This window comes from Rhodococcus sp. NyZ502, assembly GCF_041464245.1.
Taxonomy (GTDB): domain Bacteria; phylum Actinomycetota; class Actinomycetes; order Mycobacteriales; family Mycobacteriaceae; genus Rhodococcus_F; species Rhodococcus_F qingshengii.
This window is the reverse complement of the sequence record NZ_CP167155.1, coordinates 2,388,186-2,414,453: the sequence shown is the minus strand read 5'-3', so window position 1 is coordinate 2,414,453 and position 26,268 is coordinate 2,388,186. Positions and strand designations below refer to the sequence as shown.

The window sequence follows — 26,268 nt, the reverse complement described above, 5'->3', positions numbered from 1 at the left end:
CGGTACAACTCAATAGGTTTCGTAGTGGACAGCGTCGGCCAATGGCCGGCGCTGTCGCCATCCGAAGCGTTCGAGATCCGGAACCTGTTGAAACTCGGTCACCTTCCCGACGCACAGCCACGCAATGGGGCGAACGGGTGACGGAATGCCCATGAGTTCGGTGAGGTACTTCTCGTCGTAGAACGAAACCCAGCCGATGCCGATCTCCTCGGCTACCGCGGCGAGCCACAAATTCTGAATTGCCAGTACCGCCGAGAACAGTCCGGTGTCGTCGACGGTATGACGGCCGAGGATGTTCGGACCACCGCGCGACGGGTCGTAAGTGACGACGATGCCGGTACCGCTCTCGGCGATTCCCTCGATCTTGATGGGGTCGAACGTCGAGCGGCGATCCTCGGGCAAAGACTGCGCGAATTTCACCCGGGCATCGGCGACGTGTGCCGCGAAGGTGTCGAGCGTCTCCGGATTACGAACGACGACAAAATCCCACGGTTGCGTGTTTCCCACGCTCGGCGCGCGATGGGCGGCGTCGAGAATGCGCATCAGAGTTTCGTCGGGGACGATCTCTCCCGAGAACTCGGCGCGAACGTCTCGGCGTCGCCGAATCGCTTCGTACACGGATACAGCTGATTCACTCACGCCCCGACGGTATAGCGGTGCAATCCCAGCATGGCGTCGGGGTGCGGTTCGACCGTTTCTTCGCGCATGCAGGCGCGGAGCGCGCTGCCGACCGCCCCCGAATCCATCCCGGTGCCGATCACGACCAGTTGCGTGGTTCGAGGTTCGCCCGACTTCCATCGCAGCGGCGTGATCCGGACATGATCACCCACCGATTGGATCTCGAATTTTCCTGTGTAGCCCGGAATCTCGAAGTTCACGAAGCCCTTGATGCGGTAAACACCCGACGGCTGATTCTCGAGAAAGTGCGTCAGAGCCCTGGCATCGAGAGGCGTCTCCGATGCGAAATCAACCGATTCGTAGCGGTGGTGCAGGTGATCGTGGTGACACGAGCCGTCCTCGTGATCGTCGTCGTGCCCGTCGCGCAGGAGTTCGTCGAGGCTCAGTTGATCGCCCGGAGCCGGAGGGGTCACCTCGCCGGTATCGAACAACAGAGCGGGGTCTATCCGCGAGTGCGAGGTTTCCACCATCGGCGCTCGCGGATTCAACTTACGAATTTCGGCCGTGAATCGCTCGCGTTCGGCGACCGGAACGCTGTCGATCTTGTTGACTACCACCAGGTCTGCCAGGCGGACATGTTGATCGAGCTCGGGATGTTCGCGGCGAACGGTGGAGAAATTGGCTCCGTCGACCAGGACCACCAGGCCGCCGTAGACGACAGACGGGTTCTCGCTTCCGAGGACGAGTCGAATCATGTTCCGCGGCTCGGCAAGCCCGCTGGCCTCGATGACGATCACGTCGATCCCGGACTGCCGGTGCGCCAACTTGTTCAGCATCTCGTCCATGTCCGAGACGTCGACAGCGCAGCACAAACAGCCGTTGCTGAGGGAGACCATCGAATCGACCTGACCGGCGACCATCATCGAGTCGATGTTGACGGAGCCGAAGTCGTTGACGATCACGCCGATGCGTACACCGTCGCTGTTACGCAGAAGATGGTTGAGCAGCGTCGTCTTGCCCGAACCGAGAAAGCCTGCGACGACTATTACGGGAATCTGCTTCTTCGCCACCACACAACCTTCCGAAACCACACGTACCGATCAGTGATCGTAGTGGAGTGTGGCTCCGGAAGGTTCACGCTGACAGCAGACTCACACCGTGCAGAGCGGACGGATGTCCGACGTGCCCTCGGTGGTCGGTGACGTCAGGATCGTGCATGCGTTGTATCCACGGGATTCGGCGACCCGGCGGATCTCACTCCAGCCTGCCGCGTCGACGACCGCCGACCGTGAGAGCACGAACCCGGAAAGCCTGAGCGGATCGCCCACCAGTGCCCACGAATAGTCGTCGGCAATGTAGGTGACGATGTAGTTGGGTGGGCCGTCCAAGCTTTCCTGTGAGGGCACCCCGGGGAAGCTCACGTGCAACTGGGCACCCGTTGCTGGATCGGTAACTCGGGCATTCCCGACGATCTCGTTGACTTGACCGGTCCACGTCGTACACGTGTTCTTCACGCTCACGTTCGACGAATCGACGATCCCGTAACTCGCCCGGGTGTCCTTCGCGCACGCGAGGCTGAAGGGCTGAGGAATCGCCGCCACCTGGTTCCATTCCCCTACGTAGCGCGCGACGTCCAGGTTCGCCACCGGCTGCAAGGGTTCCCAGAGTGGGCTCGCCTGCGCGGTTCCCGAAAACATCGTCGCTGCGGCGCACACTCCCGCAATCGCAATCGCACTTCGCCCCGACCACTTCATGTCACTGCTCCTCGTCTGTACAACGCTCGATCGGCATTGGTTCCTCAAGGCATTCGGAGCTGACTGACTGGAGGATGGGGCGGTATGTAAAACTACTTTTGGTTTGTTATGGACCTACTTCACAAACCTTATGTAGTCTTTGCTAAAAGATAGCTGAAAGTCGGACGGAGCTACTGTGATGAAGGTTGTCGACTTAGGTCTAGAACGCACTCGCTATGCAGTCATCGACGAGACGATCGAGTCGAGGTGGCGCCGAGTCACCTCTATGCAGCACGACGCCGTTGCCGTCGTGACTCCGCGCGACCGGATCACTTTCGCCGAACTCGAACTCCGGACCGACGCATTGGTCCGCGAACTTCGCCTACGTGGGTCACACGGGGCACGCCCGGTTGCGGTCGATCTCGAACCAACGGCCGAGTCGGTGCCCGCCATCCTCGCCACTCTGATTTCCGGTCGGCCCTTGGTCATGATCGACCCACAACTCCCCGAGGCCCGCCGAGCGCACATCATGAGCACCTCGGGTGCAGTCCCGCTGCAGTCGATACTCGACGAGTCTGCTGCGACGGGCTTCAGATTCGACAGCGCGTTGGAACCATCGAGTTCCGACCCTGCAATGATCGCGTTCACGTCAGGCACCAGCGGGGCGCCCAAGGGAGTCGTGTTGAGCCACTCCATGTGCCTGAACAAGGCCGACGAACTCGCCGCAGCAATCGACCTGCGACCCGACGATCACATCGGGAACCTGTTGCCCGTCAGTTTCGGAGCCGGAATCACGGCCCTGATCATGGGGCTTATGAACGGAGTCACGGTCTACTGCTGGGATCCACGTATCGACGGCGTCTCGGGAATCGACGACTGGCTGATCGAGAATTCGATCACGACCACGCACTGTGCGCCGTCTTTTCTGCGGGCGTGGTCAGATCTCGATTGCGGTGCAGCAAATGATGATTCGATCGGTTCCCTACGCGTCGTCGTAACGTACGGGGAAGCAGTTCACGGCGAGGACTACGCGCGCCATCGCAGTCACGGCTTCGCTCGCGTCACGTACGTCAACTGGCTGGCCACCACCGAGACCGGTGTCGTCGCGTACAACGTGTTCCCACCACATTCCGAACTACCCGTCGGAGTGGTACCGGCCGGACGTGCTCGCGACGGCAAGGACGTACAGATCGTCGATGTGAACGGCGTGCCTCTCCCCGACGGAGAGATCGGAGAGATTCAGGTTGTCTCCAGTGATCTTGCCGACGGATACCACGGCGACCCGGATCGAACTGCAACACGATTCACGCGCCTGGGCGACGGAGTGAGCATCTACCGGACCGGTGACCGGGGCCGCATCGACGAACGCGGAGAACTGCAACTGCGGGGACGCGTCGACGACGCCGTCAAGATTCGGGGCTATCTGGTGGAACCGATGGAAGTCGAGGCGCATATTCGTCGAATTCCCGGCGTCGCCGATGTTTTCGTGGCCGTCGTCCTCGAGAACGATCGACCGGAGATCGTCGCCTACGTGGTCCTGACCAAAGCCGTGATGGCACGGTCGGGCGCCGAGATGCGGCGCGAATTGGCGACATATCTGCCGGCCTGGATGCTCCCCCGACATTTTGTTCTGATGCCGGCGTTGCCCCGCAACGAAAGAGGAAAGGTCGATCGAACAGCGCTGCCCTCCGTCGAGGTGCGGTCCACTCCACCGACTCTCGCCGGGCCCGCCGAATTGTGGTTGTCCTCTATCTGGGAGTCGATTCTCGGTATCGACTCCATCGACCGTGAGGACGACTTCTTCGAACTCGGCGGCGATTCGCTTGCTTCAACCGAAGTGGTGGCAAAGATTCACGACATGTTCCGGATCCGGATCACGGCGGCGGAGTTCGCGGCCGCCAGTACCGTCAAAGACCTTGCAGCGCTGGTGGATCGGCGCAGAATCGATCCCGATGATCGCGTCTGTCACAACACGATGGTGCCACTGAAGCTCGAAGGCTCCGGGCGACCGCTGTTCATCATGAACGGAGCGGGGTGCCCATCGACGACGCTGTCCACCTTGTCGAAAGCGCTTCACACCGATCGGCCGGTTTACGCACTTCAGCCACACGGCTTCGAATCTCGCGGACTACCCGACCGGTCGGTGAAAGCAAGCGCCCGCCGTTTCATTTTCGAAATCAAGAAGATTCAGCCCACCGGGCCATACCTCCTCGCCGGATACTCGTACGGCGGCTACGTGGCGCTGGAAATGGCGACACAGCTGTCCGAGTCAGGTGACACTGTCGAACACGTCACCGTTCTCGACACCAGAATCTCCACCGAGGCTGCCGCACGACTGGCTGGTCGAGCGGGCATCACTTTGGATCCGTCGATCGTCGACCTTGCACCACAACCATCCTCCAATGCCCGCTGGAAGCCGACCAGACGCACCGTCGCGGCCATGTGGATCCGCACGCTGTTCGCCGGCATTCTGCAGTACCCGCCGGCCACCCAGTGGACCGTGTTCCTCTACATCGGAGGCCAGGCGCTCCGGAAGCATCGGATACGAGCATGCGCCGCGCCCGTCACCGTGATCCGTGGAGCCACCAACAACCGTGGACGCGAGATCTGGTCACTCATTGCCACAGGCTCACTGGATTTCGACGACGTCGACGCGTGCCACGAAGACGTCGTCCGCCAACCGTACGTCCGCAAGACTGCGGCGATCATCGATCGAGTCTGTGATCGAGCGTGACCAGCGCTGCTCATGTCCAGCTGTAGAAGAAAGAGCGGCGGGGAGTGAGTGCCCAGTCGGTCGTCGACGAACACACTCGTTCCTTGACGAACGCACCCGCCCTGCCTGCGATGAACATGCCCGCTGCGTCGTCGACACGAGTGGTCCGCTGGAACACACCTCGCCGCCTCCCGAGACTGATGCACCGGCCTGCGAACTTCGGAGCCACCGGGCGCGGCGCGGAACCTTCGAGTCGATGCAGGATCGTCTCGGCCGCATGGACTCCCAAGGGAATCGCGGCCTGACAACTCATCCTCAGTAAAAGATCACCGACTGCGACCGCATCACCCGCACCGACGATGTTGGGGTGGGACGAGCATTCGAGACGGTCGTCGACCTTCAGACGACCGAGACCGTCGACGGGAAGGCCACTTCGGCGCGCCAGCTCGGGGACCCCGAATTCTGTCGCGAGAATCGTGCAATCTGCCTCCACCCGTGCGCCTCCCGCAAGCTCGCAGGACGAACCGTCAATCCGTGTAACCCGGGATTCGGTGACGATGTCGACCCCAAGATCGGTCAATGTTCTGAGAATTGCAGATCGCGCACGCTCTGACAGATCCGGGGCCACGATTCCTCCGGTCACCAAAGTGATTCGGCTGCTTCGCTGCTCAGCCAATTCTGCGGCAGTCTCGATTCCGGTGAGACCGCCGCCAACAACGCAGACCGTAGCCTTCCCGTCGAGTGTCGCCATTCTGGATTCGAGGCGAACCGCGTCCTCGAATTCGGAGACGCTGAACCCGTGCTCCGCCGCCCCGCCGATAGTGCTGGGTAACTGCCCACTTCCGACTGCGTAGACCAAGTAGTCGTAGTCGAGCACGCTGCCGTCGTCGAGGGTGAGCCTGCCGAGCGCCGCCTCGATCGTCGTCACCTCTCCGAAGACTCGGTGTGCCGCACGCGGTAGGGCCCTGTCGAACGAGACCGTCGCGTCGTAGCCAGCCGCGATCATCTGATGGAGCCTGATTCTTTGCACGAAGTGTGGGCGCGGATTCACGACGGTCACCGTGATGTCCGACCGAGTTCTCTGCAGTCGCTTCGCTGCCATGACGCCCGCATATCCTGCCCCGATTATCACCACGTGTGCACTCATGGTTCTCCGTTCCGCCAACGGTCCCCATGCTGAGAATGCACGGGATGATCAGGCCTCATCGCGGACGTTATTGAACATTGACGCCCTGGCGTTATGGCGGTCGACACATCTAGGCAGAACTGTGCTGCATGCAATAGAGACTCGAAAAACACAGGGTCGACAACACAACACTGGCTCGAAAACAACAAATGCTCTGCACCGATTGGTGCAGAGCATTTGTTCGGGTGGAGCTAAGGGGACTCGAACCCCTGACCCCCACACTGCCAGTGTGGTGCGCTACCAGCTGCGCCATAGCCCCGTATTCAGTTCGCTCTAACAGTCGAACTCGCAGCGGCTGTTCTGCTTTCCGCTTGCTGGAAGAAAGTTACACCACTTGACTCGTGGGCAACAAATCGCCTGGTCAGAGCGAAGCGGCCGCTCCAGCTCAAGAGGAGAGCTTGGAAACCCAGTCGCTGCTGCCTGTGTCAACGATCTTGCCGTTCGCCACAACCGTGGGCGTCCCGTTCGACCCGACATCCTTGAGCGCCTGGCTGGCGGCTGCGGCATTGGCCGCGGCGGCTTCGACGTTGGTACCGGAAGAGATGCAGGTTGCCACGTCCTCGGATGCGCCCGCATCACGAGCGATCTGGGCGAGGTCGTCGTTGGTGTGGTCGCTGCTGCCGCCCTCGGCCGGCTGCGTGTCGGTCGCGAAAAGCTTGTTGTGGAATGCGGAGTACGCAATCGCGTCACCACCCTGAGCGACGCAGAGCAGAGCGGCGCCGGCCCGTGTGGAGTAGTCACCGCTGCCCGACGCCCGGTTGAGGAAGTTCAGCATGTGGTACCGCACGGCGACGTCACCGTTGTCGACGGCGGCCGCGAGAGCCTGGCCACTGAGGTGTTCGAGAGCAGCACAGGCCGGGCACAGCGGATCCTCGAAGAGATCAATGGTTGTCGCGGCGGAGGGCTTGCCGAGCAGCACCACTCCGTTGTCCTGCACCGTGACGGCAACTTCGGAACTCTGCACGGAGCCGTAGCCGTCGTTCTGGGGCTTGTTCTTGCTGTTCGTCCACAAGACACCGCCGATGACGAGGGCCGCGATCACGAGCACCGCGAGGCCACCGATGATGTAGGTGGAGCGGCTCGAGACCGGTTCCGGCGAGTATTTGTTCTTGCTGCTCTTGGTGCTCACGCTGATGCAGTCCTTCGTGCGTCGATACGATTTACCGATTGCTTACCTTGCCACTGAAGACTGAGTATCCACTGAGAACGCCGCGCGTGATCCGGGCCCCAATGCGAGTGGCGAACGCGGGAACACGAGCAGCCAGACGGCAAGTGCCAAGAAGCCCAGGTCGCGGAGAATCTCCTTCGAATAGTCCCAAGCGCCGACGTCGGCTGCACCTCCGCCGCCGAAACATCCGCAGTCGATGGACAATCCCCTGGCCCACACCGAAATGATCACCGCAATGAGAACCGTGAGGATGACCACCGAGACTGCAGCGGATGCTCGCACCGCCAACCCGACGAGGATCAGCAGGCCCAGGACTATTTCGACCAGGGGAAGAGCCGTCGCCACCGGACCCACCAGTGACTCGGGCAATAGTTGATAGGCGCGCACCGCGATCTTCGTCTGAACGGGATCAAAGAACTTGAGTCCCCCGGAAATCAGCCAGACGGCCGCCAAACCCAATCGGGCCACAAGACTCACGATGCGAATTGCCACCCGATCGAGAGTACAGAATGCCCGGTCAGTCCAGGTTTGTCCGCGCAGGAGTATCCGTTAGCACCGTCACATCAGTCAGATCTTCGACGACGGATTCGACGGGCTTCGTTCGCGACGGAACGAACAACCACCCCGTCGCCGACACGACTACTACGGCTCCCATCACCGCGAAGGCCGCCGAGTACGACACATGCTGGGCGATCAGTCCGGCACAAATCGGCGCCACTACCCCACCGATGTCGGACATCATCTGGAATACCGCCAGAACGGGTCCGCCTCGGGCCGTCGATCCGACAACATCGGCAACCGCGGCCTGCTGGGCCGGACTCATGAGGCCGGAGCCGACACCAGTCACTGCGGCAATGGCGAAGAACACCACGAGGTTGTCGGTGAATCCCATTGCGATGGTTCCCAGACCGCATATGAGTAGGCCGCTCACGACAAAGGGCTTGCGTCCGAAGCGGTCCGAGAGTCGTCCGGAGACGATCAACACCAACGCATTGCCGACGGCGAAGATCGTCAGGGCGTAGGCCGCAATCGAGGGGTCTCGGCCGAGGAACTCGACGACGAACAGGGGAACCATGGCAACGCGAACTCCGAAGATCACGCCACCGAAGGCGAGGTTCGATCCGAGCGCTGCCCGGTACACCGGAGACTGGAGGCCTTCTGTGAGAGTCATCGACTTCACATCGACAGCCTTGTCCGGTGACGCCAAATGAGATCCACGCAGGCTCACGAAGACAACGAGCGCGGCGATCACCAACGCAATTGCGTAGATGATGAACGGCATCCGCAGACCGAACTGCAACAGCGCTCCGCCGACCAGCGGGCCGCCGATCGATCCCATGAGAAAGCTTGTCGCGTACAGACCCGACACGCGGCCGCGACTGTCCGACGGTGACATGCGAATGATCAGCCCGAGGGCCGACACCGTGAACATGGTCGACCCGATGCCGCCCAACGACCGGAACAGCAGAAGTTGCCAGTACTCCCCCGCGAAAGCGCACGCACCGGTCGAGACCGCGACGATGAGAAGGCCGACGATGTAGACCGGCCGCTCACCGAGTTTCTGTACCAAAGTGCCGCTCATCGGCGCGAACACCAACCGCATGAAAGCGAAAGACGAGATCACGATCGTGGCGGCGGTGACCGATACGTCGAAGCTGCGCGCGAACTGAGGTAGTGCCGGGGCGACCAACCCGAATCCGAGGGCGATGACGAAGCTGGCGGCGACCAGTACCCAAATTTCCTGTGGCAGCTTGGCTGCACGAGTTTTCATGTCGCCCGGAATTCTAGCCGGGCGACCTGAGCGGTCCGCGGGCTAGTTCGCCTTCAAGACGCCGGACACCAAGTCCTTGGCCGCTGCCTGAACCTGAGCCAGATGATCGGCGCCCTTCATCGACTCGGCATAGATCTTGTACACGTCCTCCGTGCCGGACGGCCTCGCTGCAAACCACGCGTTCTCCGTCGCCACCTTGAGACCACCGATCGCCGCGCCGTTTCCGGGCGCGGCAGTCAGTGTCGCGGTGATCGGTTCACCCGCCAGCTCGGTCGCACTCACCTGGTCGGGAGACAATTTTGCCAAGACTGCCTTCTGTGCGCGTGTCGCGGGCGCATCGATCCGTGCGTACACCGGGCTCCCGAACTTTTCGGCCAACGCGGCGTAGTGCGCTGACGGAGACTTTCCCGTCACCGCGGTGATTTCCGACGCGAGCAACGCAAGGATGATGCCGTCCTTGTCCGTCGTCCAGACGGAACCGTCGTGTCGGAGGAAGGACGCGCCGGCGCTTTCCTCGCCGCCGAATCCCACAGACCCGTCGAGCAATCCGGGAACGAACCACTTGAACCCGACCGGAACCTCGAGCAATTCGCGGCCCAGGCTGCTCACGACACGGTCGATCATCGAGGAACTCACGAGGGTCTTGCCGACCTTGGTATCTGCGCCCCAACCTGGCCGGTTCGCAAACAGGTACTCGATGGCAACGGCCAGATAGTGATTCGGGTTCATCAAACCGCCGTCGGGAGTGACGATGCCGTGGCGGTCGGAGTCCGCATCGTTTCCGGTCGCGATGTCGTAGCGATCCCGAATCCCGATCAGCGACGCCATCGCGTCGGGCGACGAGCAGTCCATGCGGATCTTGCCGTCCGTATCGAGCGTCATGAACCGCCAGGTCGGATCGACGAGAGGATTCACCACTTCGAGGTCGAGTCGGTGAGTTTCGGCAATCGCGCCCCAGTAGTCGACGCTTGCCCCGCCGAGGGGGTCTGCACCGATCGTGATTCCGGCATCGCGGATCGCGTCGAGGTCGAGGACACTGGGGAGGTCTTCGACGTAGTAGCGGAGGAAGTCGTAGCGTTCGACGCGGTCCAGCGCTTGTGCCGCCGTCACACGCCGTACCCCGGAAAGCCCCTTGCGCAGTAGCTCGTTCGCTCGATCGGCGATAACCGACGTCGCATCCGTGTCCGCGGGCCCGCCGTGCGGCGGGTTGTATTTGAAGCCACCGTCACGAGGCGGATTGTGTGACGGTGTCACGACGATGCCGTCGGCTTTGGCCTCCGGACCCGTCGAGTTGTATCGCAAGATCGCGTGACTGACAGCCGGGGTGGGAGTGTAGGCGTCGCGTGAATCGACGAGGACGACGACGTCGTTGGCGACCAGGACCTCCAAGGCCGACAGCCAGGCAGGCTCCGAGAGCGCATGTGTGTCCCGGCCGATGAACAGCGGGCCGTCGATTCCCTGCGAAGCGCGGTACTCGACGATCGCCTGGGTTGTCGCCAGGATATGAGCTTCGTTGAACGCCGAGTCGAGACTGGAACCGCGATGTCCTGAAGTGCCGAAAAGTACCTGCTGCATCGGGTTCTCGGGATCCGGAGTGCGCGTGTAATACGCGGTGACCAGATGAGGAACATTGATCAGATCCTCTGGCAGAGCCACTTGTCCTGCTCGTTCGTGCGCCACGAATCCCCCTCGGCCCGGTGGTCGACCACTGTGTCGACGCGACTGTGGACAATTGTCTACCCTGGCCGCGTGGCGTGCACGCTCGGCGCCGGATCCGTCAATCCGTGATCTGGATTCCCAACCACGCAGCGGACAGTCCCACGATCAGACTGAGGACGATATAGATCAGAGAAAGCGCCGTCTGGCGCCTCTCGATCATCCCGACGTTCTCGGTCGCGAAGGTCGAATAGGTGGACAAGCCGCCGCAGAAGCCGGTCGCCAGAAGTGCGGCCATCTCGGTGGAAAGAGCTGCCCCGGTGAACAATCCAAGGAGGAAGCAGCCGATCACGTTCGCGGCGAACGTCGCAGCCGGAAATCCCTTGTACGCGGGCACATACCGCGCCAACAGGTACCGGCCACTCGCACCAGCGCCGCCGCCGAGCGCCACCAGGAGAACTGTCATGCCGACGCTCCGTCCCGCGCGCGGATCCAGCGTTCACCGAGCCCTTTGCCCAGTGCTGCAGCGAGGATCGCGGGAATCAACGTCCCGAGAACATAGAGAATCGATCGCCACGGACTCTCCGTCACGGCGTGAACCGCGAAGGACGAGAAGGTGGTGAAGCCGCCGCAGAAGCCCGTGCCGAGAAAGAGGTACCCAACCTTGTTGTGCACGAGCAGGGCCGCGAGAACACCGAGAACGAACGAGCCAACGACGTTGATGACCAGAGTCGTCCAGATGTGGGGAAAGAGCTCCCCCAGACCGTAGCGGCTGAGCGCGCCCAACCCTCCGCCGACGGCAACCGCGCATACCGCAGCCGGCAGTTTCAGATCACCCATGCTCTGGCCTCACCCGAAAGAGCCTACGTCCCGGAGCGGGCTTTCGGCGGGCGAGGAATGAAGTAACTTGTCCGCTGCTGATACTCGCGATAGCCCGGACGCTGTTCCATGTGTCGCTCGAGCAACCGCGCTCCGGTGGCGAAGACCAGGAAGTACGTCATGGCGATCGGTGAGAGGACGGTCAACACCCCCGGCCACACGGACGCCGAGACGAGGAAGATCCCCCACCAGACACACGCGTCGCCGAAATAGTTGGGATGCCGCGTCCATGCCCACAAACCTTGATCCATGATGTGGCCACGGCTGCCCGGATCGGATTTGAACTCCTCCATCTGTCGGTCGCCGACCGTCTCGAACGTGACGCCGACAATCCACAGCGCGATTCCGAGTACGACAAGAAGTCCGAAGCTGCCGTTCGACACTGCTGCGACCTGGATCGGCAGGGAGACGAACCACAACGAAATCCCCTGCGTGAGATAGATCTTGCGGATCGCATACAGCGTTCGATTACCCGTCGCTCGTCCGAGCATTTCTTCGTACCGCGGGTCTTCACCTTTGCCACGCGATCGAATCGCCATGTGCGTCGCCAACCGCAGACCCCAGATCGCCACGAGCGCAAGCATCAGCAACCGGCGCCAGAGGTCGCCGGTTCCCACTATCGCGGACACGAGCGCGATCAGAACGAAGCCGGCGCCCCACGACACGTCGACAACGTTGTGGCGCCCGATCCGTACACCGATCGTGGCTGTCACCGCCATTCCGACGGCGATCGCCAGCAGACTCGTGAGTGTGACCACTCCGAACGCGCCCCAGTCGAATCCGTTCATCGCCGCGACACCCACTGCGGCCGTACCGGTTCCATACCCGATCGACCATCACCGTGCGGCCGGACCGACAGAATCTGATCAACGCCCATCCTGCCGTCCCGAAATGCCATTCCTCCGCCGACGAGGTAGAGACGCCACACCCGGGCGACTTCGACACCTACGAGTTCCACGACGCGATCCCAGTTCGATTCGAAGGTCTCGATCCACGCGTCGACGGTCCGCACGTAGTGCTCACGCAGGGCGTGGACGTCCCGCACTTCGAGTCCACCTTCCTCGATCATCGCAACAGTGCGACCGACGGGCCGCATGTACATGTCCGGCGCGATGAACGACTCGATGAACGGACCTCCCCCGGGGTGCGGGCCAGTGCGGGACATCTGCTGAATCAGCACACGGCCACCGGCAATAACATTGTCGTGGAGCGCTTTCACGTAGGTCGGATAGTTGTCCTCACCGACATGCTCACCCATCTCGATGGAAGCGACCGCATCGAAGGGACCGTCTGGAATCTCTCGATAATCTTGGAGGCGAATCTCGACCCAGTCTTCCAAACCGAGCGCGCGGACCTTCGCGTCGACAAAAGCCTTCTGCTCCGCCGAGATCGTGATTCCGACAACCCTGGCGCCGTACTCCCGCGCTGCATGCAGGCTGAGCGAGCCCCAACCACAGCCGACATCGAGAAACCGCAAGCCTCGCGCTCGATCGAGACCGACCTTGCGGCACACCAGGTCCAGCTTGTCTGTCTGTGAGTCTTCGAGCGTGTAGTCCGGTGCATCGGAAGTCCAATAGCCCGAGGAGTACGCCATGTTCTCATCGAGGATCAATTGGTAGAAATCGTTCGACAAATCGTAGTGGTGCCCGATCGCCTCGCGGTCGCGGGCGAGGCTGTGCAGGCGCCCCTTCACCTGAGCCTGCGACGCCGGCGGAGCCAAAGGTCTCCCGAAAGCACCGAAGGATCGCGCAGCCTTGACCGCGGCCAAGACGAGCGACGGTGTCGGGGTAATCGACCCGAGCCCCCGCTCGGCAGACACCTTCCACACGTGTGTGAGTGCATCGCCTAGATCGCCCTCGACGTCGAGTTCACCGAGAACATACGCCTGCGCAGCCCCCAACTCGCCGGGATTCCAGAGCAAGCGTCGCAAAACGTTCGGGCTGTAAAGCGTCACCTTCGGAGCATCTTCCGGACCTGCTGTGCTGCCGTCCCATGCAGTCAACCGCACCGGAAGTTCGCCGCCGACAAGTGGACTGAGGATGTCCGAGAGACGACCCGCAACGCCGGTACCTTGTGCCGTTCGATCCATCGTGGCGGTCATCGCTGGTTCCTCCGATCGAGAACAATTTGCTGGACGTCGAGATACCCCGACCGAAACCCCGCCTCGGAGTAGCAGAGATAGAAATGCCACATGCGCGCGAACACTGCGTCGAACCCGAGCGCGGACGCCTCGTCGGTGCGAGCGCTGAATCGCTCGTCCCACAGTCGCAACGTCTGCGCGTAGTGATCGCCCATCGACATCCGCTCACGCACCCGCAGGGTTGTCATGCGCTCGGTGACGTCCTCGATCGCCCGCACCGACGGGAGAAATCCGCCGGGGAAGATGTACTTGTGCACCCAGGTGTAGGTGTTGCGGGTCGCGAGCATTCGATCGTGCGGCATCGTGATGGCTTGGATCGCCGCGCGCCCACCCGGCGCCAGCAGGGCGTCGATCGTCTGGAAGTAGCTTCCCCAGTACTGGTGGCCGACGGCCTCGATCATCTCGACCGACACAACGGCGTCGTACTCCCCCTGTACCTGCCGATAGTCGAGAAGGTCGACCTGAACGCGATCTGCCAATCCCGCAGCGCTTATCCGCTTCGCTGCCAATTCCTGCTGTTCGACCGAAAGTGTCACCGAGCGCACCGTCGCTCCCCGTTGGGCAGCTCGGATCGCCAATTCTCCCCAGCCTGTGCCGATTTCGAGCACTCGCGAACCGGGTCCGACACCTGCGCCATCCAGCAGTCGATCGATCTTCCGATGCTGCGCCGCTGCGAGCACGTCCCACGACGGGGTCGCCCCTACCGACAGATCCTCGAAGAGTGCACTGGAATACGTCATGGTGTCGTCGAGGAACAGTTCGAACATCTCGTTCGAGAGGTCGTAGTGCCGGGAGATGTTCGAGCGCGTGTTCTGCGTCGAATTCCGTTCACTGCGAGGCTGCTTCGGAATGTAGAGGCCTCGTAGCCGCTGCAGGAAGTCGGGAATGAGCGTCGCCACGCGGGAGGCGAAGACTTCCAGGACCGCAGTGAGGTCGGACGCTTCCCAATCGCCCGCCATGTACGACTCGCCGAATCCGATCAAACCACTGTCACCCACACGAGCAGCGAAGTCGTCTGGGCGGTGAATGACCATCAACGGCGAATCGGGGCTACCGCCACCGGAGAACTCACCGTTGGGCATCTGGACACGCAGCGGCAAACGTGCGACCGCCTTGTGGAACAGGGCGCGGGCAACCGGTGATGCAACCCGCACTTTGAGCCCGCTCGGCACGGTGGCGACGCCCGGCCACCGCTCGGTTTCGATCGTGTGAGCGGAAGGTTCGGTGCCGAGAGTGGTTGTGGTCATTGCACTGCCTCCTGCGGGTGATGTTGCGGTCGGGGAACGATGGGTAAGTGCCTGGCCCACAGCCGGATTCCTTGAAATCTGATCTGCGCGGCGACTCGGAGCGGAGCCAGCGGGATGGCGAGCGCACTGCGCACGATCTCGCGCGTCGTCGCCGGCACACAACGACCGGACACCGTGGCCACGAAGGGCGCCTTGCCGTCACGGGCCAGAACTATCGAGAGCGCGAGCGCGGTGTCGGGTAGCGGAAGTCGCATCCGGTACTCGCCGTCCAGATCGTTGAACGGAGATACGTAGAACTCTTTGGACGTGCGAACCGCGCCACGTTCGTCGGTTTCGAGCAGGTAGCAGTGCCGCTCGCCGTAGGTGTTGTGAACCTCGGCAACGACGCACCGCTGACTGCCGTCGTCGTTCAGACACCAGAACACACTCAGCGGGTTGAACACATGGCCGAACACACGCGCGTTCGCAAGCATGAGGATGCGACCGCCGGCGAACTCCAATCCGTTGGTTGCCAGAAAAGTCTCGACGTTGGCACGAATCGATCGAGTGGGGTCGCCGAGGTGATCCCCGGCGTCGAACTTCGCCAAGGGCCGCAAAGCCTTCGGGAGCTCGGGCAAATCGTCGACGTCGACGAGCCAACTGTAGCTTCGGTACTCGAACTCGTTGTGCAACGGCTCCGTTCGTACGTGCCGAATGCTCGTATGAACGATGGACGGCGTGATGGGTGCGGTCACGGCCACCGACCTCCGACGCGTTCGGCGGCGCGCAGGCCAGAGAGTGCACCGTCCTCGTGGAAGCCCCATCCGTGGTACGCACCGGCAAACGCGAGCACGTCCGAGTCCAACTCGGGAAGCCGCGCTTGAGCGGCGACGGAGGTGGGTGTGTACTGCGGATGCTCGTAGGTCATCTGATCGATCACCGAGTCCGGGGCCACCATTTCGTCTCCCCCCAACGTCACCAGGTAGCGCCGGCCGGTCTCCGGCAGCCGCTGCAACCTCGTCATGTCGTAGCTGACCAGAACGTGATCCGGCTTCGCGTTGCATTCAGGGATGTAGTAGTTCCACGACGCGCGCGCATTGGTGTTGCCGGGCAGCACATTTTCGTCCGTGTGAAGTTGGGTGTGGTTGACGGAGTACGGCATTGCACCGAGGACCTGGGATTCGACAGGCGTCGGATCCGCCAAAATCTTCAGCGCTTGCTGCGGATGCGTTGCGACCACGGCTGCGTCGAAGGTCTGGATCTGGTCGTCGCCGTCACGAATGTCGACGCGATCGTCGAACCGGTGGACGGCGCGAACCGGCGTGTTCAGGCGGATATCCCCGATACTTTTGGCGACGAGACGAACGTATTCGCCCGATCCACCGGTGACTGTTCGCCAGGTGGGCGATCCAGTGACGCTCAGCATTCCGTGGTGATCGAGGAACGAGAACAGGTACCGCGCGGGATATTTCAGGGCCGAGCCGGGATCACACGACCAGACTGCCGACACGAGCGGAGTCATGAAGTGAGCGGTGAAGTAGTCGGAGAACCGGCCGCTGCGCAGAAACACTCCCAGCGTCTGGTCAGGTGCCGACGGATCCGTGTTGTCGAGCAATGCGCGGGCACGGCGATGGAAGCGCTTGACCTCCATCAGCATCGACAGAAAACTGCCGTTCACCAGCAGCCCCGGCGTCGGGAGAACGCCGCGCAAACCTTGGCCTCCCGAGTACTCGAGCCCGCACCCCCCACACCTGACCGACATGCTCATGTCGGATTCCTGCGTAGGCACATCGAGTTCTGCGAACAATCGCAACAATGTCGGATAGGTGCGATCGTTGTGGACGATGAACCCCGTGTCGATGGCGAGGCTTCGCCCTTCCGGGTCGGTGACCGAATGGGTGTCCGCGTGCCCGCCGAGCCGTGAATCCGCTTCGTAGAGGGTGACGTCACTGTCCTTACTGAGCACCCACGCCGCTGTCAGACCTGCGACACCACTACCGACGACGGCCACCTTGCGCTTGTCGGAACTCATCGTCGTTCTCCCATCTTTGTTGCGGCTACCCCGCGACTCATTCCTGCGATTGCATCCGCGACGAGGCGATGCCAAGTCGCCGCCCGACGGAGCATGAAGTGGCCTGCGCCGTCGATGCCGATCCATTCAGCGCTCTTACCCGACGCCTGCAGTTCGTCGACCTTTCGCCGCGACACCTCCGGATCGGTCCAGGAGTCAGCCGTGCCGTGAAGGACTGACAGTGGTGTGTCCGAACGCAGATTCACCGACGTTCCATCGGGCCACCACGGCGCCAGCGCGACCACACCGACCACCGCCGGATCGCCACACAGTTCGGCGGCGACCCGTCCGCCCATCGAGTGCCCCAGCAGGATCACCTGAGCTTGTGAATTACGTTTCGTTATCGCGTCGAGTGCGGCGCGGGCGTCGGCGACCGGACTGCGCTCGGCACCGTTCCAACCTCGAACTCGATAGCGAGCCTGCACCGCTTTCACACCGGAGAGGCGAAGCTGAGCGGTGAACGGGCACATCCGAAGGTTGGACAGATGCCAGGCGCGAGCCGGGCGATGGCTCGATACCTTTCCTCCAGGCAGCACTAGCACCACCAGGTGCTGGTCACCGTCCTGCTGTTGCCGTCGGTTGGGCGTCATACACGGCATTCGGAGCCGAAAACCATTTGGATGGGGTTCGTAGAATTTCTTTTGTGAATCGTGAAGCACTCGTCGGCGATGTCCTCGACGCCATGGACGCCAACTTGGTATCCCATGCCTGCCACCTGCATGAACACTTGCCGACGGGATCGGTCACGGTCTCTGCAGATGTTGTCGTCGCAGACAGCGGCCTCACCGACGACACTTTCAACATCATCGCTGGTGCGCGCTTCGCTGTACCTGCTGCTGAAGGCCCGGAAGAAGACCGACGACTACTCGACGTACTCGCGTGGCTTCGAGCAACCGGTCGTCCGTTCTCCTGGTGGACGGGTCCGCGCGACAAGCCCTCTGACCTCGGCGCTCGCTTGTCAGCCCTCGGCTGCGTGCGCTCCGAGGAAGAAAGAGCAATGACGGCAGACTTGGACGTCGTCCCACGCCCAACGCCTGTCGCAGAACTGTGCGTTCAGCGAGTGACGACTCGTTCGCAGCTCGCCGACTACGCCGCCGTGATGGCCGCCAATTGGTCGCCGCCCTCAACCGCAGTAATAGGTTTCTTCGAAGACACCGCCGATGACATCCTCGATGAGCGCTCGCGGAGTTCGTTTGTCGTGGGATACGCGAACTCCCAGCCTGTCGCCGGAGCCGAGGTCCATTTTGCCGCCGACGTCGCCGGACTGTATGGGGTCGTCACACTCGAAACGGCGCGCCGACGCGGATTCGGCTCGGCGGTCACCCTTGCCGCACTCGACATCGCCCGCGAGCGAGGTGCCCGAACCGCTGTACTTCAAGCGTCCAGCGACGGCGCACAGCTCTATCGAAACGTCGGCTTCGAGGATGTCGGTACCTACGCCGAGTACTCGATCGGCAGCGGTTAGACGTCCCCGCGGGGACGCTTTCCGTCCTCATCCACGGATGTGTGTCGGTACTGGCATCTATTATCGAACGTACATTCGAAACATTGTCGGACACGCGCCGGGGGCAACGATGAACGCAGCACTGACCGATACCGCAGAACTGACCGATACCGCGGCACCGATCAATGAAGAAACGCCGGATTCCACCCGAAGCGACGTAGAGCAACTCGGCTCCGAAATCTGCGCTCTCGCCGGCCAGATCGCGGCGGCCACGGCTCGATTCCTTACCCTCCTGTCAAAATTCGACGAAGATCGCGGCTGGACCGGCCCTGGACTGCATTCATGCGCCCACTGGCTGTCGTGGAAATGTGGAATGAGCCTGCACACCGGCAGGGAATATGTTCGCGTCGCCAAAGCGCTCCGACCTTTGCCCGAGATGCGGAAGGCCTTCGAGCAAGGCCGGCTGTCCTACTCGAAGGTTCGCGCACTCACCCGGGTCACGACGCCGTCAAACGAAAAGCAGATGGTTCGGTTCGGATGCGAGGCGCCCGCAGCCCAGATCGATCGTCTCGCCGCAGGTCTGCGTAAAGCAACCGACAATGAATCCGGCAAAAGCAAAGCGCCCGAACATCTTCAGGTCCGCTGGCATTGGGACTCGGATACGGGCGAGTTTGTCATCAAAGGACGCCTGCCCGCACAGGACGGCGCCCGAATCCTCGCAGCATTGGCGGTGGCGGAACGTGAACGCACCCGAACCGCTGCCATCCGCCCTGTCGACGAGAAGGCTACAAAGAACCCGGCCGGAAATATCGGACCAGGACTCGTCGCGATGGCAGAGCTCGCCACCGCCGCAGTCACAGACCGCACGTCCAAGGCCGCCGCGAACGAAGTTGTGTTCTTCCACGAAGCGAACACCGTCCGCGTACCAAGTGGACCCGCGCTCCCCCAAAGTGCCGCCGAGGAAGTGCTCTGCAACGCGAAACTTCGCCTGGGAACGACAAAGGAGGGATGCGTTTTGAATCTGGGCCGAAGGACCCGCGTCGTCAGCGCCAAACAAATGCTGGCATTGAATTACCGCGACGAATGTTGCCGCACACCGGGTTGCGGGCGGACTCGCTTCTTACACGCACATCACGTGAAATTCTGGGGACGCGGCGGAAATACGGACTTGGACAATCTGATCATGCTGTGCGGCACCTGCCACCGCGCGCTGCATGACGGCCAGTTCACGATCACTGCTCTCGGCGAGCAGAAGTTCGAGTTCCTTTACGCCAATGGTGACGTCATCGACCCAGCACCACCGACCGAGGGATTCGCTGATGGCCTACTGCGCGGAGACATACCCGACGACGCGATCATCCCAAGATGGGACGGCGAGCCCCTTCACCTCGATCACGCGGTCAGCGTCATCCTCGACGGTTGGGCCGCCTGAGGAAACATTGGTCTAGTCCAATCTGAATCTGCCGTGAACAACAGGACAACCCTCACATCCAGGTAGTGCAATTGGTCTAGTCCTATCGCAAGATGCTTAGCGTGACCAAGAAAATCGCACGCACCTCAGCCGCCATCACACTCCTCCTCGCCGGCGCGGTAGCAGCCGGAACTGCAACCGCTGCAGCAATTCCCGGATCATCCGACCTCAATCCGTCGGCCGCCGAGAAGACAGTTGTCATCGGCCTCGACGGCACCATGCTCAGCCACATCAAGACCGCCGACGCTCCCCGCCTCCAGAAGCTGATCGCCGAAGGAACCAGCGGAGAATCTTCCATCCTCGGCCACACCACCATCTCCGGACCGTCGTGGTCGACCATCCTGACCGGAGTCTGGGATACCAAGCACGGAGTCAAGGACAACACGTACGCGGGCGCCCGCTTCGACCTCTACCCGAGCGTCTTCACCCGGCTGGAAACAGCAAAGCCCTCCCTCCTCACCGAATCGATCTCCACCTGGGGCGGCATCGACAACATCGCCTCCAGTGGGACACCGAAAGCCGACGTTGTCGTCACCACGGCCGATGCAGGTTCCGGAGCGGCCACCGACGCTGCGACGGCAGACGCCGTCGCCCGCGACATCACAGACAAGGGACCTGACCTGATCTTCACCCAACTCGATCAGGTGGACGGCGCGGGACATAGCGGCGGCACCAACGGCGCTGCGTACGAAGAGTCCATCGCCTCGGTCGATGCTCAGGTGGGCAAGATTGTCGATGCCGTCGATCAGCGCGCAGCAAAGACCGGCGAGAAGTGGACTGTACTGGTCACTGCGGATCACGGGCACAAGCCCGCCGGTGGGCACGGCGGTCAGACACCCGCTGAAGCAACGACATTCGTCATAGCACGCGGCGCGGGATACGCGGCCGGTAAGAACACAGACTCGTACACGATCGCCGACATCACCCCGACAATCCTCAAGAGCCTGGGCGTTGCATTGCCTGCCGATCTGGACGGCAAGCCGCTGGCCAAGGAAGCTCCCGGCTTCGTCGGCTCGGTCGACCTGGGATTCTTCGGCTCCTGATCGCAAGAAGGCCCGGGCCACACAGCAGAGTGCCGCAGCAAGACAGCAGCAAAAAGGCAGCAAAAAGGTCGGGCCGGAGAGCGTGTGCTCTCCGGCCCGACCTGTTGTGGAGCTGCCGGGAATTGAACCCGGGTCCTACGTTGAATCGCTAGGGCTTCTCCGTGTGCAGTTCGCTAAGTCTCTACTTGGATCTCCCAGTCTCGCGAACAAGCCAGGATGACGATCCCAGTCACTGTTTGATGTCCCATCCGACTCCGTGACCGAGCCGAACAGTAAAGCCCTCTAGCTGATGCCAGGAACCGGGTCGAGGGCAACCCCGGGCTGACAGACACGCTTCGCTACTTAGGCAGCGAGAGCGTAGTCGCGCTGATTGGAATCGGCGCTTATAGGTTTGCAGCGACGCTTACGGTGGTCTCTTGCCTGCACCGACACGCTTCCCCTAACTCAACACACGCAGTCGAAACCGTTCAGCCCCGTGTGTGCCCCGCGTCTTTCGTGGGGCTATTCACTATAACGCGCCGAAGTTCGGAAGTCATACCAATTAATCGGCGGCACTTTCCGTGTCCTTCGCCCCAGCCGTTTCCTGCACTGCACCCGCTTCCTGCACTGCACCCGCTTCCTGCACTGCACCCGTTTCCTGCACTGCAGCCATCTCACGCTCGGCGGCACCGGTGATGTTGGTGATCATCCCCTGGAAGACGACTCCGTGGAAAGGCAGGATCGAATACCAGTACGCCCGACCCGCGAGCCCGCGAGGGAAGAAGACCGCGCGTTGATCGAGGTGGGAACCCACCGGCCGTCCGTCGGCACCGGCTGGGCCTTCTGATACTCGCAACTCCAACCATGCTCCGCCCGGGACCTTCATCTCGGCGCGCAATCGGAGCAACTTGCCTCGATCGATTTCTTCGACCCTCCAAAAGTCCAGGGCTTCGCCCGTGTTGAGCCGGCGTGGATCCCGCCTGCCCCGGCGCAGTCCGACACCACCGACCGCGCGGTCCATCCACCCCCGAATGGCCCACGCCAAAGGGAATGAATACCAACCGTTCTCGCCGCCGATCGACTCGACCACCGACCAGAGGGTTTTCGGATCCGCCGCGCAGTCACGTTCGCGATGATCGACGTAGACCGCTTCGCCGGCCCAATCCGGGTCGGATGGAAGAGGATCGGATGGAGCGCCCGCGATCGTTGCACCGGACCACGCCGTCTCCACCTCACCGGTGTCGATCTTTCGAAGTGCCAGTCGCACCGCTTCTCGATACGGCGTGAGGCCCTCGGCGGGAGGCGGGATGAAGCCGTCGATGTCGTGATTGTGCATCACCGCGTCGTTCTGCAGGGATTCGATCAGGGGCATCGCCAAACCTCGTGGGATCGGCGTGACCAATCCCACCCAGTGACCTGCCAGACGCGGGGTGAGGACGGGCAGGACGAGGATGCGTCGGCGTACCAATCCAGCGACGTCGGCGTAGGTGTTCATCATTTCGCCGTACTGCATGACATCCGGCCCACCGATGTCGAAGGCGCGGTTGACCTCCGGCGTCGTCGCCGCGGCTGCAATCAAATAGTGGAGTACGTCACGCACCGCGATCGGCTGAATGTTGTTGTGCACCCACTTGGGTGTGGTCATCACCGGAAGCCGATTGGTCAAGTGGCGCACCATTTCGAAGGACGCCGAACCCGATCCGATCACCACTCCAGCTTGGAACACAACCGCCGGAACCTCGGAGTCGAGCAGGATCCGACCGACTTCGAGCCGGGACTGCAAGTGAGTCGACAACTCTCGGTCGGAGGGATGAAGCCCGCCCAGGTAGACGATCCGTCGCACCCCCGCATCGCGGGCAGCGGCGGCGACGTTCTCCGCGCTTCGCTTGTCGATATCCGAGAACGACCCTCCCCCACCCATGGCGTGAACGAGGTAGTAGACCACGTCGATATCGTCGAAAACACCTGAGAGGGTGGCACTGTCGGTCAGATCCCCGCGCTTGATCTCCACCGAATCGTGCCAGGGAACATCGCGTAGTTTCTCCGGGCTGCGCACCACCACTCGAACTCGATGACCCTCTTCGACCAGGCGAGGGGCAAGACGTCCGCCGATGTATCCGGTCGCACCCGTGATCAACACTCTCACTGCGTCCATCACCCCACGCTACGCACAATTCAACTGCGAAGCGCGAGTGCAACCTCGAGGTCGTCGTTGGTCAACATCATGTTGATCCCCGCTCCGGCCTTCGCCCCGGCGGCTGCGGCCATGATGACCTGGGCACCCGGGTCCACGACATTGCCCGCGGCGAACACGCCGGGCACGCTTGTGGCCCCCATCATGTCGACTGTGACAAAATCGCCCATCATCGTCTCGGCGCGCTGCGCACCGAATGCGCGCAAGATCGCATCGTTGGGGTCCATCGTGAGGGCGCCACCGACAAAGACCGCCGAACGCGCGACCACACTGCCGTCGGCCAACCGCACGCCCACCAACCGATCATCCTCGACGACGGGACCGGCAACCTCACCCTCGACGATCGAAATACCGCGAGCCGCAAGCTTTTCCCGATCTTCGGAACTCAGTTCGGTGATGCGATGAAGGAAGAGAACCACGTCATCGGACCACTGGCGAACCATGAGCGCCTGGTGCATCGCAAATTCCGCGCTCTTGGCGATCACGCCGAGCGGCTGATCACGCACGCCGTACCCGTGGCAGTACGGGCAGTGCAACACATCGCGGCCCCAACGCTCGCCGAAGACATCGAGTTCTACCGGTAGGCGGTCCGTCAGACCCGTCGAAACAAGCACCTTGCGCACCTGAATCTTGCTGCCGCCAGCCAGTTCTACCGAGAATTTCTCGCCGTCCCGTGTCACGGAGACAACGGTGCCGTCATGGAACTCGCCGCCGAATTTGCGGACCTCACCTCGGCCGATGGTCAACAATTCTGCCGGGTTCATGCCGTCACGGGAGAGGAATCCGTTCATGTGGTCGGCGGCCGCGTTCCGTGGCGATCCGTTGTCGAAGACGATCACGGACCTGCGTGCCTGACCGAGAATGAGTGCGGCGTTGAGGCCTGCCGCACCGGCTCCGATTACTGCTACGTCGAATGAGTTCTGCGTCATGAATCCAGAATGACAAGAGAACGCAGTCTTGACAAACACTGTTGCCACTTTGGCAAAATGAGTGCATGACCGAACCATCGTTCGAAGCCGTACTAGCCGGCATCGGCCCTCGCCTACGTGCGTTGCGCCAACAGCCCGGGATGACCCTGGCCGATTTGTCGGAGGCCACCGACATCAGCGTCAGCACACTGTCGAGACTCGAATCCGGTACTCGCCGAGCCAACTTGGAGCTTCTGCTGCCGATTGCCAAGGCACACGGCGTCCCGTTGGACGACCTGGTGAACAGCAAGATCAAGGACCCCCGCGTTCGAGAAGAACCTCGAACGGTCGGATGTATGACGGTCATTCCGCTGACCAGTCAACCCGGCAATCTGCAGGCCTACAAGATGATCATCTCGCCCACCGACGACGATCGCGAACCGGGATCCCACGAGGGCTACGAGTGGGTCTACGTTCTGTCCGGGCGCATCCGACTCCAACTCGGCGACCGGGATTTCATCATGGGGGCAGGCGAGGCCGCCGAGTTCGACACGCACATCCCGCACCGCATCAGTGCTGCCGACGGACGGCCGGCCGAGGCGATCAGCCTCTTCGGAAAACAAGGCGAACGGGTTCACCTACGCGCAGCGCCGGCCGACAGACGCGGCTGAAACGCTAGGACTGAAAACGCTGGAACTCGAAAAAATCTAGGCGCCCGCGACGGCAATCATGCCGACTGCCGCCAGCGCCAACAGCATTCCCGCTTGTTGCACGCGGCTTACCCGCTCGCCCAGCATCACCATGGCGAGCAGAACCGTCGCAGCCGGATACAGCGAACCGATCACGCTGACCAGTGAGAGCATTCCGCCTTGGAACGCGTAGATCATCGTCCCGTTCGCGACGACGTCGAGGACGCTGACGTACACCGCGAGCTTGAGTGGCTCGCCTCGTGGGAGAACGAAGTGACCGGCCGCCAGCGCGACCAACCACACCACGACGGTCGCGGCACCTCGAGATACGGCCAACGCCCACAGCCCGCTGCCCTCGCCGATCTGGTGAAGTGCGATGAACGAGAGTGCAAATGCGCCACCGCTTCCGACGGTCAGAAGAGCCACTTGTCTGGTGAAGCGGAGGGCGATTCCGCCGGCAACCTCACCCGCGGTGTCGTCAGGCGACTCGCGGCTGACCAGGACGACGGCGACCAGCGCGACGGCAATACCCAGGTACGCGATCAACCCCGGCCGCTCACCGAAAGCGAAGCCGACGAGCACCGGAATGCCCGCCACCAGAACAGCTGTCAGCGGCGAGACCACCGACATGGGGCCGGTTGCCAGCGCGAGATAGAACCACCAGACCGCCAGACCACTCGTGACGCCCGCGATCGCACCCCAGATCAGACCGTTCGGCGTCAGCGTCCCGGATACGAAAGGTGCTGCGATCAGAACGATGACGAGCGAGAGTGGATACGAGACGATCACCACACGCAGTGCGGCAACTCGTCGTGACGCAACTCCCCCGACGAAGTCGCTGACTCCGTAGGCAACTGCCGCCACGAGGGCAAGCAGGATGGAGGTCAGCGCATGCCCTTGATACGACGACCGAGCTCGCGGGTCACCTCGCGCTCGGCGGTGCGCTTGGCCATGTCCTGGCGCTTGTCGTAGTCCTGCTTACCCTTTGCCAGTGCGAGTTCGACCTTGACCTTGCCGTCGTTGAAGTACATCGACAGCGGGACCAGCGTCTGGTTTCCCTCGCGGGTCTTACCGACGAGGTGCTCGATCTCACGCTTGTGCAGCAGGAGCTTTCGGGTACGCCGTGGCGAATGGTTGTTCCACGTGCCTTGCGTGTACTCCGGAATGTGCAACGAGCGCAACCACACTTCGCCGTTGTCCACCGTGGCGAACGCGTCGACGAGCGACGCCTTGCCTTCACGCAGACTCTTGACCTCGGTCCCGACGAGAGCGATGCCGGCCTCGTAGGTGTCGATGATCGTGTAGTTGTGGCGTGCTTTGCGATTGGTCGCAATGACCTTGCGGCCCTTTTCCTTCACTGTCCGGGCCTCTCAGTCCGC

General features: G+C 62.2%; 25 protein-coding genes, 1 tRNA gene and 1 other RNA gene. 5 read left to right on the top strand and 22 right to left on the bottom strand.

Annotated features, from left to right (window positions below; all coding sequences use genetic code 11):
* Positions 1 to 9: 9 nt before the first annotated feature.
* The 3 genes from bluB to ACBG85_RS11285 all read right to left on the bottom strand — a co-directional run bounded on the left by bluB (position 10) and on the right by ACBG85_RS11285 (position 2,372).
* A complete protein-coding gene (gene bluB, locus ACBG85_RS11295) occupies positions 10 to 639 on the bottom strand; it encodes a 5,6-dimethylbenzimidazole synthase (protein ID WP_007731309.1) in 630 nt (209 codons plus the stop codon).
* Positions 636 to 1,688: a GTP-binding protein gene (locus ACBG85_RS11290; protein ID WP_372027502.1), complete on the bottom strand. Its 1,053-nt coding sequence runs from the start codon at positions 1,686 to 1,688 to the stop codon at positions 636 to 638. The genes bluB and ACBG85_RS11290 overlap by 4 nt, the downstream gene beginning before the upstream one ends.
* Before the next feature lie 81 nt (positions 1,689 to 1,769).
* Entirely contained in the window at positions 1,770 to 2,372 is a 603-nt protein-coding gene (locus ACBG85_RS11285; RefSeq protein ID WP_372027501.1) for a lipocalin family protein, read from the bottom strand.
* A gap of 178 nt (positions 2,373 to 2,550) precedes the next feature.
* On the opposite strand from ACBG85_RS11285, the gene ACBG85_RS11280 reads away from it, so the two are divergent.
* On the top strand, positions 2,551 to 5,085 hold the full coding sequence (locus tag ACBG85_RS11280) for an alpha/beta fold hydrolase (protein ID WP_372027500.1): 2,535 nt from the start codon (positions 2,551 to 2,553) through the stop codon (positions 5,083 to 5,085).
* Between the two features lie 10 nt (positions 5,086 to 5,095).
* On the opposite strand, the gene ACBG85_RS11275 is transcribed toward ACBG85_RS11280, so the two are convergent.
* The 14 genes from ACBG85_RS11275 to ACBG85_RS11210 all read right to left on the bottom strand — a co-directional run bounded on the left by ACBG85_RS11275 (position 5,096) and on the right by ACBG85_RS11210 (position 17,751).
* The gene (locus ACBG85_RS11275) at positions 5,096 to 6,211 is read right to left on the bottom strand and encodes an NAD(P)/FAD-dependent oxidoreductase (protein WP_372027498.1); all 1,116 of its coding nucleotides are present in this window, start codon (positions 6,209 to 6,211) and stop codon (positions 5,096 to 5,098) included.
* A 225-nt stretch (positions 6,212 to 6,436) separates the two neighbouring features.
* Positions 6,437 to 6,509, bottom strand: a tRNA-Ala gene (locus tag ACBG85_RS11270).
* 126 nt (positions 6,510 to 6,635) lie between these two features.
* Entirely contained in the window at positions 6,636 to 7,379 is a 744-nt protein-coding gene (locus ACBG85_RS11265) for a DsbA family protein (RefSeq protein ID WP_007731305.1), read from the bottom strand.
* 42 nt (positions 7,380 to 7,421) lie between these two features.
* On the bottom strand, positions 7,422 to 7,910 hold the full coding sequence (locus tag ACBG85_RS11260) for a MauE/DoxX family redox-associated membrane protein (RefSeq protein WP_003942318.1): 489 nt from the start codon (positions 7,908 to 7,910) through the stop codon (positions 7,422 to 7,424).
* Between the two features lie 25 nt (positions 7,911 to 7,935).
* Positions 7,936 to 9,189: an MFS transporter gene (locus ACBG85_RS11255; protein ID WP_003942326.1), complete on the bottom strand. Its 1,254-nt coding sequence runs from the start codon at positions 9,187 to 9,189 to the stop codon at positions 7,936 to 7,938.
* Between the two features lie 42 nt (positions 9,190 to 9,231).
* Positions 9,232 to 10,869, bottom strand: a complete 1,638-nt coding sequence (gene pgm / locus ACBG85_RS11250; RefSeq protein WP_007731304.1) for a phosphoglucomutase (alpha-D-glucose-1,6-bisphosphate-dependent) — start codon at positions 10,867 to 10,869, stop codon at positions 9,232 to 9,234.
* A gap of 97 nt (positions 10,870 to 10,966) precedes the next feature.
* Positions 10,967 to 11,311, bottom strand: coding sequence for a fluoride efflux transporter CrcB (crcB, locus tag ACBG85_RS11245; protein ID WP_003942344.1), 345 nt, complete (start codon positions 11,309 to 11,311; stop codon positions 10,967 to 10,969).
* Complete coding sequence (locus tag ACBG85_RS11240; RefSeq protein WP_007731302.1) at positions 11,308 to 11,685, bottom strand: CrcB family protein; 378 nt, start codon at positions 11,683 to 11,685, stop codon at positions 11,308 to 11,310. Before ACBG85_RS11240 ends, crcB begins: the two co-directional genes overlap by 4 nt.
* 23 nt (positions 11,686 to 11,708) lie before the next feature.
* Positions 11,709 to 12,512, bottom strand: a complete 804-nt coding sequence (locus ACBG85_RS11235; RefSeq protein ID WP_037130102.1) for a DUF1295 domain-containing protein — start codon at positions 12,510 to 12,512, stop codon at positions 11,709 to 11,711.
* Positions 12,509 to 13,825, bottom strand: a complete 1,317-nt coding sequence (locus ACBG85_RS11230) for a class I SAM-dependent methyltransferase (RefSeq protein WP_054781425.1) — start codon at positions 13,823 to 13,825, stop codon at positions 12,509 to 12,511. The genes ACBG85_RS11235 and ACBG85_RS11230 overlap by 4 nt, the downstream gene beginning before the upstream one ends.
* The gene (locus ACBG85_RS11225) at positions 13,822 to 15,111 is read right to left on the bottom strand and encodes a cyclopropane-fatty-acyl-phospholipid synthase family protein (protein WP_003942339.1); all 1,290 of its coding nucleotides are present in this window, start codon (positions 15,109 to 15,111) and stop codon (positions 13,822 to 13,824) included. The genes ACBG85_RS11230 and ACBG85_RS11225 overlap by 4 nt, the downstream gene beginning before the upstream one ends.
* The gene (locus tag ACBG85_RS11220; protein WP_064688966.1) at positions 15,108 to 15,851 is read right to left on the bottom strand and encodes a DUF1365 domain-containing protein; all 744 of its coding nucleotides are present in this window, start codon (positions 15,849 to 15,851) and stop codon (positions 15,108 to 15,110) included. Before ACBG85_RS11220 ends, ACBG85_RS11225 begins: the two co-directional genes overlap by 4 nt.
* Positions 15,842 to 17,122, bottom strand: a complete 1,281-nt coding sequence (locus ACBG85_RS11215) for an NAD(P)/FAD-dependent oxidoreductase (RefSeq protein ID WP_064075183.1) — start codon at positions 17,120 to 17,122, stop codon at positions 15,842 to 15,844. The genes ACBG85_RS11220 and ACBG85_RS11215 overlap by 10 nt, the downstream gene beginning before the upstream one ends.
* A complete protein-coding gene (locus ACBG85_RS11210) occupies positions 17,119 to 17,751 on the bottom strand; it encodes a dienelactone hydrolase family protein (protein WP_063316608.1) in 633 nt (210 codons plus the stop codon). Before ACBG85_RS11210 ends, ACBG85_RS11215 begins: the two co-directional genes overlap by 4 nt.
* Before the next feature lie 53 nt (positions 17,752 to 17,804).
* On the opposite strand from ACBG85_RS11210, the gene ACBG85_RS11205 reads away from it, so the two are divergent.
* From ACBG85_RS11205 to ACBG85_RS11195, 3 genes are all read left to right on the top strand, one after another.
* Positions 17,805 to 18,626, top strand: a complete 822-nt coding sequence (locus ACBG85_RS11205; protein ID WP_198174633.1) for a GNAT family N-acetyltransferase — start codon at positions 17,805 to 17,807, stop codon at positions 18,624 to 18,626.
* A 109-nt stretch (positions 18,627 to 18,735) separates the two neighbouring features.
* A complete protein-coding gene (locus ACBG85_RS11200) occupies positions 18,736 to 20,037 on the top strand; it encodes an HNH endonuclease signature motif containing protein (protein WP_075832897.1) in 1,302 nt (433 codons plus the stop codon).
* 101 nt (positions 20,038 to 20,138) lie between these two features.
* Positions 20,139 to 21,119 carry an alkaline phosphatase family protein gene (locus ACBG85_RS11195; RefSeq protein ID WP_003942284.1) on the top strand — a complete coding sequence of 327 codons (981 nt, stop codon included), beginning with the start codon at positions 20,139 to 20,141 and terminating at the stop codon, positions 21,117 to 21,119.
* Between the two features lie 104 nt (positions 21,120 to 21,223).
* Here the strand turns inward: ACBG85_RS11195 and ssrA are convergent.
* From ssrA to ACBG85_RS11180, 3 genes are all read right to left on the bottom strand, one after another.
* Positions 21,224 to 21,594: a transfer-messenger RNA gene (ssrA, locus tag ACBG85_RS11190) on the bottom strand.
* A gap of 66 nt (positions 21,595 to 21,660) precedes the next feature.
* On the bottom strand, positions 21,661 to 23,253 hold the full coding sequence (locus ACBG85_RS11185; RefSeq protein ID WP_372027493.1) for an SDR family oxidoreductase: 1,593 nt from the start codon (positions 23,251 to 23,253) through the stop codon (positions 21,661 to 21,663).
* Positions 23,254 to 23,273: 20 nt separating this feature from the next.
* Complete coding sequence (locus tag ACBG85_RS11180) at positions 23,274 to 24,221, bottom strand: NAD(P)/FAD-dependent oxidoreductase (RefSeq protein WP_064075179.1); 948 nt, start codon at positions 24,219 to 24,221, stop codon at positions 23,274 to 23,276.
* Between the two features lie 65 nt (positions 24,222 to 24,286).
* Here ACBG85_RS11180 and ACBG85_RS11175 point away from each other — a divergent pair, with 65 nt between their 5' ends.
* Positions 24,287 to 24,871 (top strand): helix-turn-helix domain-containing protein, encoded by a 585-nt coding sequence (locus tag ACBG85_RS11175; protein WP_372027491.1) that lies wholly within the window; start codon positions 24,287 to 24,289, stop codon positions 24,869 to 24,871.
* 36 nt (positions 24,872 to 24,907) lie between these two features.
* On the opposite strand, the gene ACBG85_RS11170 is transcribed toward ACBG85_RS11175, so the two are convergent.
* Positions 24,908 to 25,765 (bottom strand): DMT family transporter, encoded by an 858-nt coding sequence (locus ACBG85_RS11170; protein ID WP_081557686.1) that lies wholly within the window; start codon positions 25,763 to 25,765, stop codon positions 24,908 to 24,910.
* Between the two features lie 8 nt (positions 25,766 to 25,773).
* Entirely contained in the window at positions 25,774 to 26,247 is a 474-nt protein-coding gene (gene smpB / locus ACBG85_RS11165) for an SsrA-binding protein SmpB (protein WP_003942330.1), read from the bottom strand.
* Between the last annotated feature and the right edge of the window lie 21 nt (positions 26,248 to 26,268).

Bases quoted from the DNA above. Each gene is read 5' to 3' on its own strand.
- ACBG85_RS11180 (WP_064075179.1), bottom strand. From the start codon at position 24,221: ATGACGCAGAACTCATTCGACGTAGCAGTAATCGGAGCCGGTGCGGCA.
- ACBG85_RS11210 (WP_063316608.1), bottom strand. From the start codon at position 17,751: ATGACGCCCAACCGACGGCAACAGCAGGACGGTGACCAGCACCTGGTG.
- ACBG85_RS11280 (WP_372027500.1), top strand. From the start codon at position 2,551: ATGAAGGTTGTCGACTTAGGTCTAGAACGCACTCGCTATGCAGTCATC.
- ACBG85_RS11255 (WP_003942326.1), bottom strand. From the start codon at position 9,189: ATGAAAACTCGTGCAGCCAAGCTGCCACAGGAAATTTGGGTACTGGTC.
- ACBG85_RS11225 (WP_003942339.1), bottom strand. From the start codon at position 15,111: ATGACCACAACCACTCTCGGCACCGAACCTTCCGCTCACACGATCGAA.
- ACBG85_RS11175 (WP_372027491.1), top strand. From the start codon at position 24,287: ATGACCGAACCATCGTTCGAAGCCGTACTAGCCGGCATCGGCCCTCGC.
- ACBG85_RS11200 (WP_075832897.1), top strand. From the start codon at position 18,736: ATGAACGCAGCACTGACCGATACCGCAGAACTGACCGATACCGCGGCA.
- ACBG85_RS11235 (WP_037130102.1), bottom strand. From the start codon at position 12,512: ATGAACGGATTCGACTGGGGCGCGTTCGGAGTGGTCACACTCACGAGT.
- ACBG85_RS11240 (WP_007731302.1), bottom strand. From the start codon at position 11,685: ATGGGTGATCTGAAACTGCCGGCTGCGGTATGCGCGGTTGCCGTCGGC.
- ACBG85_RS11185 (WP_372027493.1), bottom strand. From the start codon at position 23,253: ATGGACGCAGTGAGAGTGTTGATCACGGGTGCGACCGGATACATCGGC.
- ACBG85_RS11215 (WP_064075183.1), bottom strand. From the start codon at position 17,122: ATGAGTTCCGACAAGCGCAAGGTGGCCGTCGTCGGTAGTGGTGTCGCA.
- crcB (WP_003942344.1), bottom strand. From the start codon at position 11,311: ATGACAGTTCTCCTGGTGGCGCTCGGCGGCGGCGCTGGTGCGAGTGGC.
- ACBG85_RS11285 (WP_372027501.1), bottom strand. From the start codon at position 2,372: ATGAAGTGGTCGGGGCGAAGTGCGATTGCGATTGCGGGAGTGTGCGCC.
- ACBG85_RS11230 (WP_054781425.1), bottom strand. From the start codon at position 13,825: ATGACCGCCACGATGGATCGAACGGCACAAGGTACCGGCGTTGCGGGT.
- ACBG85_RS11275 (WP_372027498.1), bottom strand. From the start codon at position 6,211: ATGAGTGCACACGTGGTGATAATCGGGGCAGGATATGCGGGCGTCATG.